The following is a 12,763-nucleotide window of genomic DNA, read 5'->3' on the forward strand; positions in this document are numbered from 1 at the left end:
GATGGCGAAAATGTAAAAGCCAGCGCCAAGGAAATCCGTTACGAAGTGGCAAAACAAATGATTTCATTGAACGGCAATGCCCAAATTCAGCAAGACACTAGCGTGGTGCAAGGAGACAGCATCACTTATGATATGGGCAAAGAACAATTACTTGCCACCGGGGGGGCCGAAAGCGCTTCAGGACGCGTGACTACCGTGTTTAGACCCGATACCATTGAGAGCAAAAGACAGCACGATGATAATGACGAAGATAACAAGGAAGATAATCAATAATGGCTACGTTGTCTGCATCCCATTTAGCTAAATCGTACAAATCCCGCCAGGTTGTACGGGATGTCAGCTTGTCAGTATCAACGGGCCAAATTGTGGGCTTGTTAGGGCCCAATGGCGCGGGGAAAACCACCACCTTCTATATGATTGTGGGGCTGGTTCCTTTAGACAAAGGAAAAATCAAAATCGATGACCAGGAGTTGACGCACCAACCCATGCATGAAAGGGCACGCAGAGGCATTGGATACTTACCACAAGAAGCATCCATATTCCGTAAACTCACCGTTCATGAGAATATCATGGCGATTCTGCAAACCCGCAAAGATTTGAAAAAAGAACAACGTGAAGCCGAAGCGGATTCACTACTTGATGAATTTAATATCAACCATATACGTAATAGTACGGGTATGAGTTTATCCGGCGGAGAGCGCCGTCGGGTGGAGATTGCACGAGCACTCGCTGCTAACCCACAATTTATTTTGTTGGATGAGCCCTTCGCTGGTGTTGATCCAATTTCAGTGAATGATATAAAGAAGATTATTCAGCATTTACGTGACAGAGGTATAGGAATCCTTATTACGGATCACAATGTTCGAGAAACCCTTGATGTTTGTGAAGAAGCCTATATCGTCAGTCATGGCGAGCTCATTGCGCAGGGTACCGCGGAACAAGTATTAAGTAATCAAAAGGTTCGTGATGTATACCTGGGAGAGCAATTCAGGCTATAGTTAGGATATCGGATTCGGTTAATCGTGACCCATACTGGGTATCCCTTGATAGAGTTATATAAGACGTAGATGAAACCATCGTTACAGTTAAAATTTAGCCAACAACTTACAATGACGCCGCAGTTACAGCAGGCGATCAAATTATTGCAGTTGTCGACACTTGATTTACAACAGGAAATTCAAGAAGCCTTGGATTCCAACCCGTTGTTAGAAGTGGATGAAAGTACCGACAACGATGTTGGCGAAAAAAATAATTTAGAGAACGACGATACGGTTCAGGAATCGGCATCTGCCACTGAAAGTATGGACACTGGAGAAGCGTTAGAAAAAAACGACCTTCCCGAAGAATTACCCTTAGACAGTACTTGGGATGAATATATCTCAGCTTCCTCCGCACCGGCAACCAGCATATCCGGCTCCTCTGGTGGCGATGATGAACAGATCTTTCAGGGAGAAACCACCGAGAACATTCAGGATCATTTGCTTTGGCAAATGCGCTTGACGCCCTTTTCAGAAATAGACCGAGCCATCGCCTTGGCGATTATCGACTCCATCGATGAAAGTGGTTACCTCACCGTTAGCGTTGAGGATATTCTGCAAAGCGTTAATAGTGACGAAACCGAAGAACCGGTGGAAGAAGACGAAGTGGAATGCGTGCTAAAACGTATCCAATTGTTTGATCCCATAGGCTCTGGCTCCCGTTCACCTCAGGAATGCCTGCTTGTGCAACTCAAACAGTTTGCCCCTGAGACGCCTTGGCTGGAAGAAGCCAAAATGCTGCTGGAGAACCATTGTGATTTACTCGGTAGCAAAGATTATCGAACACTAATGCGTAAAACTCGGCTCAAAGAAGATCAACTTCGTGAAGCCATGCGTTTACTACAAACATTGAATCCACGGCCCGGTAGCGCCCTTATCACCAAAGAACCAGAATATGTCATTCCTGATGTGTCTGTGGCGAAGAAAAACGGACGATGGGTGGTGGAACTTAATCCAGATAGTCTACCTAAATTAAGTGTTAATCAGCAGTATGCGGCCATGAGCCGTAAAGCGAAAAACAGCAGCGACTCTCAGTTTATTCGCTCTCATATGCAAGAAGCGAAATGGTTTATAAAGAGTCTGGAAAGTCGCAACGAAACCCTATTGAAGGTGGCGAACTGTATCGTACAGCAACAAATGGGATTTTTTGAGCACGGACCGGAAATGATGAAACCAATGGTGCTCAATGATGTCGCAGAAATGGTGGATATGCATGAATCAACAATTTCCCGCGTAACCACGCAAAAATACATGCATACCCCACGGGGCATTTTCGAATTGAAATACTTTTTCTCCAGCCACGTCGCAACGGAATCAGGTGGCGAATGTTCATCAACGGCAATACGCGCATTAATTAAAAAGCTAGTGGCGGCTGAAAAACCCAGTAAACCGCTTAGCGATAGTAAGATTGCTTCGTTGTTGGCCGAGCAAGGTATTATGGTAGCTCGGCGAACAATAGCAAAATACCGGGAATCTTTGTCGATTCCACCGTCTAACCAACGCAAAAGCCTGATTTAGGGCTGCTTAAAATAAGGAAGACGAAATATGCAAATCAACCTTACCGGTCGTCATGTTGAGATCACTGACTCTTTGCGTAATTATGTCGATACTAAATTCAGCAAATTAGAGCGCCACTTTGATCACATATCAAATGTGCACGTCATATTAAATGTTGAAAAACTCAATCAAAAAGCAGAAGCTACAGTATACCTTAGCGGCGCGGAAGTGTTTGCCTCTTCAGAAAACCAGGATATGTATGCCGCAATAGACAATATGGTTGATAAACTGGATAGGCAGGTATTAAAGCACAAAGAGAAGCTTAAAAAGCATTAACGTCACTTATGGATATTCAAGCCATCGTAAGCCTGGACCGCACTAAATGTGCGGTCCAGTGCAATAGTAAAAAGCGTATTTTGGAAATTATCAGCGGAATCGCTGCCCAAAATAACCCTGACATTGACGAAGCCACAGTGCTGAGCAGTCTGCTTTCCCGAGAAAGAATGGGCAGTACTGGCATTGGCAACGGCATCGCACTTCCCCATGGTCGACTAGAAGGGTTGGATCACGTTATCGCTATTGTTGTCACTAGTACACCTGCGATAGACTTTGATGCCATTGACAATAAACCTGTGGATATTTTTTTCACCCTGTTAGTGCCTCATGATCAAACAGAAGGTCACTTGCAAACCCTAGCCACAGTGGCGGGAAAACTCAGCGACAAAGAAACCATAAAAAGCATCAGAAAAGCGCAAACCAATGATGATATTATTCGCGCATTACAGTAAGTTATAGAAAAGGACATTTGTTGCCTGCGGATTTAGGAGAGACACGGTGAATCTGATCATCATAAGTGGCCGTTCAGGCTCGGGAAAATCTGTAGCATTACGGGCCTTAGAGGATTTGGGATATTACTGCGTTGATAATATCCCCGTTAACCTGCTTCCCGCTTTAACCCATACTGTCGCCGACGAATACGAACAAGTGGCCGTGAGCATCGATGTTCGTAACCTGCCCAAAGATCCCGCTGAATTAGTGGAAATACTGGATTATTTGCCCGAATCTTGGACGGTTACCATTGTGTATATCGATGCCAGTGAAGACATGCTGATGAAGCGCTTCAGTGAAACCCGGCGTTTGCATCCACTGGCCAAATTAAACAAGTCTTTATCCGATGCCATTCTCACAGAAAAAGAACTGCTTGCCCCCATTGCGGAACGGGCAGATCTTAATATTGATACCGATTCCTTAAGCATCCACCAGCTTGCCGAACTCATACGCGAGCGCATTTTAGGTAAAAAAAGCGCGCGTTTAGTACTGGTTATCGAATCCTTTGGCTTTAAACATGGCATTCCTAAAGACGCCGATTACGTGTTTGATGCCCGTTTCTTACCTAATCCCCATTGGGAGCCCGACTTAAAACATCTCACTGGCTTAGACACGCCTGTGCAAGTATTTTTAAGTTCACAGCCCATCGTTACCAAATTTATTTATCAAATTCAAAACCTCATCACCACATGGTTACCCCATCTAGAACGCAACAATCGAAGCTATGTGACCGTTGCCATAGGCTGCACCGGTGGCCAGCACCGCAGTGTTTACGTTGCTGAATGCTTAGCTAAGAACTTGCGGGAGAGCCATTCTGATGTGCAAATACGTCATCGAGAGCAAAAAGAATGATGCGCCTAGAAAAATCTGTCACCATTGTTAACAAACTGGGCTTACATGCCCGGGCAGCCACTCAACTGGTACAACTGGCGAATCAATTTGATGCCGAAGTTACCTTGCAAAAAGGGGATAAAACGGCCAATGCAAACAGTGTGTTAGGGCTAATGATGATGGAAAGTCATCAGGGTGAGCAGGTAACCATTATATCAGAAGGCCCAGATGCACAGGCGGCACTTGATGCGGTAGAAAGCTTGATTGTCCAAAAATTCAACGAAGATGAATAACCGCATTATGGTCACTCACCGGTAATACTTCCCCATACAACCCATGAAAACCTCTGATCCATTGCTTCCCGGCCACTTCTATTGCTAAATAAACCTACTCTCACTTTTGCTTAAGTAGTGAACCACTAAACTGCTCAGCGTAAGTTCAAGGATCTGAACATGTATTTTGTTCATCGTTTATCGATGGTGTTAGTGGTGCCGTTACTCTTTTTCCTTCCTCTGTCATCGGTTTATGGGCAGGACTCCCTGTATTTAGGCGGTGCAGAATGGCCCCCCTACTTTGTTCTGCAAAATCAAAATCAGGCAGCGGGTAAAGATTATTTGTTGCTAAAATCCATTCTTTCGAAGATGAACTACGCCCTAATACCCCAAGTTTTACCGGAAAAACGCCTAGCTCATGACGTTAACCAAGGCAAAATCGATGTGGTGTTAGGCGCTGCTTATACACCGGAACGGGCACAAAATAACTATTTTTCCATTCCCTATCGCACAGAAAGCATTGGTTACGGATACCTTAACAGCGGTTCTGCGCCACCGGCACAGCAAGATCTGCTCACACGCTTACGACAGGGTAAAACACTGGCGCTCAATACAGGTGGCTGGTTTGGTGAGTACTTTTCATCCCATATCGCCAATCCTTTTCACCATCAACTGGTGCATATTGAAAGTGTGGCACGTCGGATAAACGCCCTCGCTTTAGGTCGTGTGGATTTGATTTTAGATGACAAAGAGGTCTTGGCTTACAGCGCCAAAAAGCAAGGCATTCAAATAACGGTGAGTGAAGAAAACATTCAGCGCCAAGAGGTACATTTTATGTTTAGTCGTTATTCTGTTGATCAACAATTTATGCAGACATTTAATCGCTTGCTAGCAGAACGGCTAAAAATTGAACCGCAAAATGATGACGAATAAATGACAACCATAACAATTTGTCGCACTTGATCATAAGACTTCAACACCCTCAGGTTTAACCTGCCTATTCCCCCACTTTTGCTAGTATTTTCAGCATCAATATTCATGACAGAATTTGCTTGTTGGGGTATCCTATAGGTATCCCTTCCATATTGTTTCTCAAAGGATTTCAGTGGCAGAAGCATTGGACAGTAAATCAGCACAAAGTCAATTACGCTCACTTAACGACGCCTTGGGTGATGGGCGATTTGTGTCTGTAAGAAAAATGCTGCATGAGCTGCCGCCGAGCGATGTGGCACTGATCCTAGAATCCAGCCCAACCAAAACCCGGGATGAATTGTGGGATCTTATCGACAGTGATTTTCACGGCGATATTCTCGAAGAACTGTCCGAAGATGTACGTAACGGTATTATCAGTAAGATGGTGCCGGAAAAAGTTGTCGATGCCCTAGAGGAAATGGACACCGATGACTTAGCAGAAACACTAAGCAGTCTTCCCGATGAAGTCTTACAGGGTATCTTGCAATCCATGGATGCCCAAGACAGGCATCGTGCGGAGCAAGCGCTGGCGTATGGTGAAGAAACCGCCGGCTTTATTATGAATACTGACACCATTACTTTGCGTCCAGATGTGACCGTTGACGTGGTGTTGCGTTATATACGGCTAAAAGGTGAATTACCAGAAAACACCGACACCTTTTACGTGGTAAACCGCACCGACAACCTTGTCGGCCTTGTCCCGGTAGCCCGACTGCTCACCGCCGACCCTGAAGATAAGGTGGCAGAAGTCATGGATGAAGATGCCGAAGCGGTGCCGGTGAATATGCCTGATGGTGAAGTGGCCAGCCTATTTGAAAGGTACAACTGGCTGTCTGCCCCCGTTGTGGATGAAAATCATCGCCTAGTTGGACGTATTACCATCGATGACGTGGTGGATATCATCAGAGAAGATGCGGAGCACTCCATGATGAGTATGGCCGGTTTAGATGATGAAGAAGATACCTTTGCCCCCGTTTTACAAAGTACCCAGCGACGCTCGGTTTGGTTAGCCGTAAATCTGGTTACGGCCCTGATGGCTGCCGCTGTCAGCGATCTATTTGAAGCCACTCTCAGTCAACTGGCCGTATTGGCCATTTTAAACACCATTGTTCCCAGTATGGGCGGTGTTGCGGGAAATCAGACACTCACATTGGTGATCCGGGGTATGGCCCTAGGTCACGTTAACGGCAGTAACGCCCGCTGGCTCATTAGCAAAGAAATCGCCATCGGCTTTTTAAATGGCATTATCTGGGCATTACTTATCGCCACGGTCATTGGCGTATGGAAACAAAATTTGATACTGGGTGTGGTGATCGCCTTCGCTATGCTGGTTAACATGATAGCGGCGGCGTTGGCCGGTGCAACACTGCCCATTATCATGAAGCGCTTAAAAATCGATCCTGCCCTTGCCGGTAGTGTTATTCTCACCACCATTACCGACGTTGTTGGTATTTTTGCCTTTCTTGGCACCGCCACCTTACTATTGATGTAAGGCATAAAAAAAGTCGGCATTGCCGACTTTTTATTTAATGACTTTCAGGTTGGGTTTACCTTTTTTCGGTGGTACCGGCGCGTTTTGTGAATCGCCATCACTGGTATCCCCCGATGGTCGTGTTACCCCATCGCTATTACTTTTAGGTGCAGAATCTGGCTTTTCGGTCTCTTCTTCTAACGAGAACACCGTACCTGCGCCGTTCTCCCTTGCATATACGGCTAATACCGCATGACAAGGGATGTAAATTTGGCGAGGTTGGCCACCAAATCTAGCCTGGAAAGACAATGCTTCCAAATCCAGAGCAAAGTTCATACACGCTGCCGGAGAGACATTCAGTACTATCTGACCGTCTTTTACAAACTCCTGAGGCACATCAACCCGCTCCATAGTGGCATCCACCACAATGTAGGGCGTAAGCTGGTTATCCACTATCCAATCGTAGAATGCTTTTAACAGATAGGGTTGATTAGGGGTCATCATACTCATAACGGGTTATGAATTTCCCGTTCTTGATCCGTTAACGAGGCTTTAAAGGAGCTACGAGAGAAGATGCGCGTCATATACGCATTAACTTCTTTACTACCATTGCCGGTTAGAGTGATACCCAATGCAGGTAAACGCCATAACAGTGGTGCAAGGTAGCAATCCACTAAGCTAAACTCTTCACTCATGAAATAAGGCATTTCATCAAATACAGGGCCTAGGGCTAACAGGGCTTCGCGTAAATCATTACGAGCCGCTTCCACATCACCTTCATTACGGAAAATTTTATTCGCTAAAGAATACCAGTCCTGCTCAACCCGGTGCATCATTAAGCGACTTTGTCCTCGCGATACGGGATAAACAGGCATCAGGGGCGGATGAGGAAAACGCTCATCGAGATACTCCATGATGATATGGGATTTATATAGAACCAATTCTCTGTCAACGAGGGTTGGCACGGTACCGTATGGGTTCAAATCAAGCAAATCCTCAGGCAGATTCGTGGGATCTGTGTAGCTTATTTCAACACCAACACCTTTTTCCGCCAAAACAATACGAACCTGGTGACTGTAAATGTCGATGGTATCTGAGAACAACGTCATGATTGAACGCTTATTCGCGGCTACGGCCATTCATTTTCCTCCGTCGAGAGTAATACTACGCAAGCGCTAATGTCGCTTGCCATATGCTAAAAAAGGGGGCGGAATGCCCCCTTGCGTATTATACACAAAATATGCGCTGTTAGTGTACTTCTCTCCAGTATTCTTTCTTCAATAAGTAGACGAAGAAGAAAAGAACAACGATGAATACCAGCACCCACTTTCCGATACTTTCAGACTGTAGGCGGAAAGGTTCACCTGAATAAGCAAGAAAATTCACCAAATCCGCCACGGCTTGATCATATTCTTCCGTTGTCAGCGCACCGTCGCCATCGGTTTTAATACCCACAAATTGGGATTTCATTTCACCGTCCACCAGCACTTCTTCATGGGCCATGCGTGGCGTGCCTTGCAACGGCTGAAGTACATGAGGCATACCCACATCTTTGAAAACCGCATTATTAACACCAAACGGACGGCTTTCATCCACATAGAAACTGCGCAAATAAGTATAGATCCAGTCAGAACCTCGCACCCTATTAACCAGTGTTAAATCCGGCGGCGCCGCACCAAACCACGTGGCCGCAGACGCTTCAGGCATGGAGCGGGTAATATAATCGGTAACCTTTTCACCGGTGAACTGAAGGTATTTTTGTCCCAATTCATCGGGAATCCCTAAATCATGGAAAGTACGCTGATAACGCTGATATTGCATGGCGTGACAACCCAGACAATAGTTCATAAAGATTTTAGCACCTCGTTGCAAAGAGGCTTTATCCGTTAAATCAACGGGCGCTTTATCTAAATGCACACTGCCGCTGGCAGCCAAAGCCATACCCGGGATGAGGAATGTGAGTACTAACATCAATTTTCTCATTTCGGGATCCTCGCAGGTACAGGTTTAGTCCGTTCATTTTTGCTGTACAGGAACAATGCCACAAAAAAGCCAAAATACAGTACTGTGGCAATTTGTGAGGCAATGATTTTCCAGTTTTCCTGTGGCGTTCCACCCAGATAACCAAGGAATACAAACACCGCAGCGAAAAGTAAAAGGTTTACTTTGTGTAAGCCACAACGATAACGCCAAGATTTCACACGACCACGATCCACCCATGGTAAGGCAAACAGTGCTGCAATTGCCCCAAACATGGCGATAACCCCGAACAGTTTATCCGGTATGGCTTTCAATATGGCGTAGAAAGGCGTGAAGTACCACACAGGGAAAATGTGCTCTGGCGTTTTCAGCTGGTTTGCAATCTCAAAGTTGGGATGTTCAAGAAACTTGCCACCCATTTCAGGGGCAAAGAACATGATGTAACAAAAAACAAATAAGAAGATGCAAAATGCCACCAAGTCTTTTAGCACGATATGGGGGAAGAAAGGCACTACATCATCAGCGATATCATATTTGCTGGTGTAGTATTCATGAATTTCGTACTTGGTCTTTTCACTTTCAGGCAAAGACCCTTTTTTATGTTTAATGGCCACGCCATCAGGATTATTTGACCCCACTTCATGCAGTGCAATAATATGCAAAAACACTAGGATCACGATGACCAAGGGCAAGGCAATGACATGTAATGCAAAGAAACGATTCAACGTTGCGCCAGAGATAACATAGTCGCCCTGGATCCAAATCACCAGATCAGGCCCGATAACAGGAATCGCACTGAACAGCGAAACAATAACCTGCGCTCCCCAATAGGACATTTGTCCCCACGGTAACACATAGCCCATAAAAGCTTCGGCCATTAACGCCAGGTAAATAAACATACCAAATACCCATAGCAATTCACGGGGCTTCTGGTAAGACCCATAAATCATGCCACGGAACATGTGAGCGTAGACAACAATGAAGAATGCCGAGGCACCCGTACTGTGCATATAACGGATAACCCAACCGAAGTCGATTTCCCGCATGATGTATTCCACCGAGAAGAAAGCGCCTTCTGCTGTGGGGTTAAAGTTCATCGTTAACCAGATACCGGTAACAATTTGGTTAACTAATACGATGGTGGCCAAAAAGCCGAACACGTACCAGAAATTCATGTTCCGGGGCGCGGGGTACTGAATGGCGTGCATATTCGCCACTCGCATCATCGGGATGCGTTCTTCTATCCAATTTAAGAATGCATTCATGTTATACAGCCTCCGCTTCCGAACCAATAATGACGGTGGTGTCATCAACAAATTGATAAGGTGGTACAACAAGATTTAACGGCGCAGGTACGCTTTGGAACACGCGTCCTGCCATATCGAACTTCGAGCCGTGACAAGGGCAAAAGAAGCCATTGGGAACACCTTCTACTGCTTCTTCAAAAGCACCATCTTTCAAATATTGGGGGGAGCATCCCAAATGGGTACAAATACCAACAAGAATTAAGTACTCTTCTTTTAACGACCGATAGCGATTTTTAGCAAAAGTAGGTTGTTGTTCCGCTTCTGAATTAGGATCGCGAAGATGATCTTCATGGGTCGCCAGTTCTTCCAGGATTTCCGGTGTTCTGCGTACGATCCACACAGGTTTGCTTCGCCACATCACGCGAATTAACTGCCCTGGTTCAATCGCACTGATGTCGACTTCCACATCAGCACCAGCAGCTTTTGCTTTTGCGCTGGGATTCCACGAAGTCACAAAAGGAACCGCCGCGCCAACAACGCCTACTGCTCCAACAACCGATGTGGCCACCGTTAAAAAACGGCGTCGATTATTGTTATCAGGTTGGCTCCCGTTGAGTGCAGAGTCTTTTGCATCGACTGATACGTTACTCATCCACATTTCTCCAGATTTGGATATTTTGGGCCCCGTTGTAATCAATTAACGTTTTAATTACAAAAGTACTGCTTTGGCCTGTCTTATTTGCGCAGCCAGTGTCAGGGACACTGAACAACTCGTTAGTTATAGTTTATTTCGATCGGGAATGATAAGTGAAAAGCCCTTATTGTTACAAGGTTTTATCGTCGATAAAACGTCGATAACCTGCGTTCAATCAAAGATATCATACATTTTATGTGCATAACGCAATGATATAACGTGAATTTCAAAAGCCCATCATATCTCTTTTATCTGCACATTCTGATCCTGTTAAATTATCTTTAACTTTCAGCAACAAAGATGGCTGCCTTTTCTATCCCGACGAAATGAAATATAGCCTACCCCTTAGAATTAGTCCTGCTACCACACAAATTAAAATAGGCGTGGTATTCACAGGTTAAAGTAACCCAAAAGAGAACCTTCTCGGAAAATTATCAATACCATCAGGAATTGTCAGCAGGCTAACGGGAATCCTGTATGATGAATAAATGACAGCAAGGATGGTCGTAATAAGCGTCTACGAATGCTGTTATTTCATTAAGATTGACCTGTTTTTAACGTAAGGGGCGAGTCATTCTTAATGTCTATTTTTCCTCTTTGTACCAGCAAAATGCCATGTTCTGGTGCCATTATCAGGAGTCAACATGGTTCGTTTACTCACATTTGTTTTTGCATTCCTACCTGCCTATCTTCTTGCATGTACCATCAACGGCGTACAGTTTTCCAATCAATTTGAAGCGGGCCGATTAGCCAGTTGTGAAGCTGACACTGACAATCAGTTTATTTTGCATTTCACACCGGAAGATACCCCTATCAATCCGAGCCCTTGGTTTTATTTTAGTGCCCAAAGCCCCCAAGAGCGTACCATCCGGGTTTCCCTTGATTTCGGCGAGTTTTCCCCTCGCTACCTCCCTAAAATCAGTCATGATAAACAAACCTGGACTCCCATCGCCTTTGATTCAGATGGTAATACCATGCAAGTCACCATATCTGTGGGCAAGGCCCCGGTTTATGTAGCAGCCCAACCTCCCTTATTAAACGAGGATTACCATCGTTGGCTAACTAAGGTAGGAAAACGGCTAAATACCAAGGTGATGGTCATGGGGCAAAGCCTGGACAAACGGCCAATATACGGTTTAATTCATTCCGGCAGCAGTAAACAATGGCTAGTGGTGTTGGGCAGACAGCATCCCCCTGAATTAACCGGCGCACAGGCATTACTTGCCTTTGTGGATGAACTGTCAAACAGGACGTCACTGTCGACAACCTTTTTATCTCGTTTTAACCTTTTAATCGTTCCTGCACTAAACGTTGATGGCATGGCAAAGGGGAACTGGCGACATAGTGATGGTCATATTGATCTGAATAGAGACTGGCATAACCTTACCCAACCTGAAACCCAACTGGTTGATGACTATTTAACAAATATTGTGAAAAAAGGGGGCAACATTGCCATGGCGTTGGATTTTCACTCTACCTTTTACGATGTGTTCTATACCATCCCACAAGAGGCCGACTGTACCCCTTCTACCTTGGTCAATGACTGGCTGTCACAATTGAAAGAGCAAACCCAACGTATATTCGATTTAATAATAAAACCGGGTAACGAGGCCGGCTCTGGGGTATTTAAACAATATATCGCCGACAAGTTTCATGCTCATGGTGTGACCTATGAAGTGGGCGATACCACACCAGGTCATAAGATTGATTATATTGCCCATAAAGCGGCAAGAACCCTTATGGAAACCCTACTTTCTTTCCCTGACGACGCTTACCTAACGAGCCAAAATAACCAAAAGCAAGCAGAACAATAAAAAGGGGGATAGATGACCAGCCGCGAGTAGGAGATCGCGAACCTGCACTAAACTTGCGCGATTAAAAACCCTTTTACAGGCAATAAAAAACCCGGTACATGACCGGGTTTTTTTAATTCC

15 protein-coding genes are annotated in these 12,763 nt (G+C 45.2%); 10 read left to right on the forward strand and 5 right to left on the reverse strand.

What is annotated here, in order from left to right; translation table 11 throughout:
- The 9 genes from V5298_RS05525 to mgtE form a co-directional block, all read left to right on the forward strand.
- On the forward strand, positions 1-273 hold a 273-nt coding region (locus tag V5298_RS05525; protein ID WP_332930477.1), incomplete at its 5' end, for an LptA/OstA family protein.
- Positions 273-998, forward strand: a complete 726-nt coding sequence (lptB, locus tag V5298_RS05530) for an LPS export ABC transporter ATP-binding protein (protein ID WP_332930478.1) — start codon at positions 273-275, stop codon at positions 996-998. The genes V5298_RS05525 and lptB, both read left to right, overlap by 1 nt.
- A gap of 69 nt (positions 999-1,067) precedes the next feature.
- A complete protein-coding gene (locus tag V5298_RS05535) occupies positions 1,068-2,555 on the forward strand; it encodes an RNA polymerase factor sigma-54 (RefSeq protein WP_332930479.1) in 1,488 nt (495 codons plus the stop codon).
- A gap of 27 nt (positions 2,556-2,582) precedes the next feature.
- A complete protein-coding gene (hpf, locus tag V5298_RS05540) occupies positions 2,583-2,870 on the forward strand; it encodes a ribosome hibernation promoting factor (protein ID WP_332930480.1) in 288 nt (95 codons plus the stop codon).
- Positions 2,871-2,878: 8 nt separating this feature from the next.
- Entirely contained in the window at positions 2,879-3,322 is a 444-nt protein-coding gene (gene ptsN / locus V5298_RS05545) for a PTS IIA-like nitrogen regulatory protein PtsN (RefSeq protein ID WP_332930481.1), read from the forward strand.
- A gap of 46 nt (positions 3,323-3,368) precedes the next feature.
- Entirely contained in the window at positions 3,369-4,214 is an 846-nt protein-coding gene (gene rapZ, locus V5298_RS05550) for an RNase adapter RapZ (RefSeq protein WP_332930482.1), read from the forward strand.
- The gene (locus V5298_RS05555; RefSeq protein WP_416351151.1) at positions 4,211-4,486 is read left to right on the forward strand and encodes an HPr family phosphocarrier protein; all 276 of its coding nucleotides are present in this window, start codon (positions 4,211-4,213) and stop codon (positions 4,484-4,486) included. The genes rapZ and V5298_RS05555 overlap by 4 nt, the downstream gene beginning before the upstream one ends.
- A 159-nt stretch (positions 4,487-4,645) precedes the next feature.
- Positions 4,646-5,398: a substrate-binding periplasmic protein gene (locus tag V5298_RS05560; RefSeq protein ID WP_332930483.1), complete on the forward strand. Its 753-nt coding sequence runs from the start codon at positions 4,646-4,648 to the stop codon at positions 5,396-5,398.
- A gap of 172 nt (positions 5,399-5,570) precedes the next feature.
- Complete coding sequence (mgtE, locus tag V5298_RS05565; RefSeq protein ID WP_332930484.1) at positions 5,571-6,929, forward strand: magnesium transporter; 1,359 nt, start codon at positions 5,571-5,573, stop codon at positions 6,927-6,929.
- 30 nt (positions 6,930-6,959) lie between these two features.
- Here the strand turns inward: mgtE and V5298_RS05570 are convergent, their stop codons facing one another.
- From V5298_RS05570 to petA, 5 genes are all read right to left on the reverse strand, one after another.
- On the reverse strand, positions 6,960-7,409 hold the full coding sequence (locus V5298_RS05570; protein WP_332930535.1) for a ClpXP protease specificity-enhancing factor: 450 nt from the start codon (positions 7,407-7,409) through the stop codon (positions 6,960-6,962).
- A 5-nt stretch (positions 7,410-7,414) separates the two neighbouring features.
- The gene (sspA, locus tag V5298_RS05575) at positions 7,415-8,047 is read right to left on the reverse strand and encodes a stringent starvation protein SspA (protein ID WP_216028654.1); all 633 of its coding nucleotides are present in this window, start codon (positions 8,045-8,047) and stop codon (positions 7,415-7,417) included.
- A gap of 109 nt (positions 8,048-8,156) precedes the next feature.
- Entirely contained in the window at positions 8,157-8,891 is a 735-nt protein-coding gene (locus V5298_RS05580) for a cytochrome c1 (protein ID WP_332930485.1), read from the reverse strand.
- Complete coding sequence (locus V5298_RS05585) at positions 8,888-10,153, reverse strand: cytochrome b (protein ID WP_332930486.1); 1,266 nt, start codon at positions 10,151-10,153, stop codon at positions 8,888-8,890. Before V5298_RS05585 ends, V5298_RS05580 begins: the two co-directional genes overlap by 4 nt.
- 1 nt (position 10,154) lies before the next feature.
- On the reverse strand, positions 10,155-10,787 hold the full coding sequence (gene petA / locus V5298_RS05590; RefSeq protein ID WP_332930487.1) for a ubiquinol-cytochrome c reductase iron-sulfur subunit: 633 nt from the start codon (positions 10,785-10,787) through the stop codon (positions 10,155-10,157).
- Positions 10,788-11,473: 686 nt separating this feature from the next.
- Here petA and V5298_RS05595 point away from each other — a divergent pair.
- Positions 11,474-12,643: a M14 family metallopeptidase gene (locus V5298_RS05595; RefSeq protein WP_332930488.1), complete on the forward strand. Its 1,170-nt coding sequence runs from the start codon at positions 11,474-11,476 to the stop codon at positions 12,641-12,643.
- The last annotated feature ends 120 nt before the right edge of the window (positions 12,644-12,763 follow it).

It is taken from the genome of Alteromonas sp. 14N.309.X.WAT.G.H12, assembly GCF_036697315.1.
Classification (GTDB): Bacteria; Pseudomonadota; Gammaproteobacteria; order Enterobacterales; family Alteromonadaceae; genus Alteromonas.

Bases quoted from the DNA above. Each gene is read 5' to 3' on its own strand.
- V5298_RS05580 (WP_332930485.1), bottom strand. From the start codon at position 8,891: ATGAGAAAATTGATGTTAGTACTCACATTCCTCATCCCGGGTATGGCT.
- petA (WP_332930487.1), bottom strand. From the start codon at position 10,787: ATGAGTAACGTATCAGTCGATGCAAAAGACTCTGCACTCAACGGGAGC.
- V5298_RS05595 (WP_332930488.1), top strand. From the start codon at position 11,474: ATGGTTCGTTTACTCACATTTGTTTTTGCATTCCTACCTGCCTATCTT.
- hpf (WP_332930480.1), top strand. From the start codon at position 2,583: ATGCAAATCAACCTTACCGGTCGTCATGTTGAGATCACTGACTCTTTG.
- V5298_RS05570 (WP_332930535.1), bottom strand. From the start codon at position 7,409: ATGACCCCTAATCAACCCTATCTGTTAAAAGCATTCTACGATTGGATA.
- ptsN (WP_332930481.1), top strand. From the start codon at position 2,879: ATGGATATTCAAGCCATCGTAAGCCTGGACCGCACTAAATGTGCGGTC.
- V5298_RS05555 (WP_416351151.1), top strand. From the start codon at position 4,211: ATGATGCGCCTAGAAAAATCTGTCACCATTGTTAACAAACTGGGCTTA.
- sspA (WP_216028654.1), bottom strand. From the start codon at position 8,047: ATGGCCGTAGCCGCGAATAAGCGTTCAATCATGACGTTGTTCTCAGAT.
- V5298_RS05585 (WP_332930486.1), bottom strand. From the start codon at position 10,153: ATGAATGCATTCTTAAATTGGATAGAAGAACGCATCCCGATGATGCGA.
- V5298_RS05560 (WP_332930483.1), top strand. From the start codon at position 4,646: ATGTATTTTGTTCATCGTTTATCGATGGTGTTAGTGGTGCCGTTACTC.
- V5298_RS05535 (WP_332930479.1), top strand. From the start codon at position 1,068: ATGAAACCATCGTTACAGTTAAAATTTAGCCAACAACTTACAATGACG.
- lptB (WP_332930478.1), top strand. From the start codon at position 273: ATGGCTACGTTGTCTGCATCCCATTTAGCTAAATCGTACAAATCCCGC.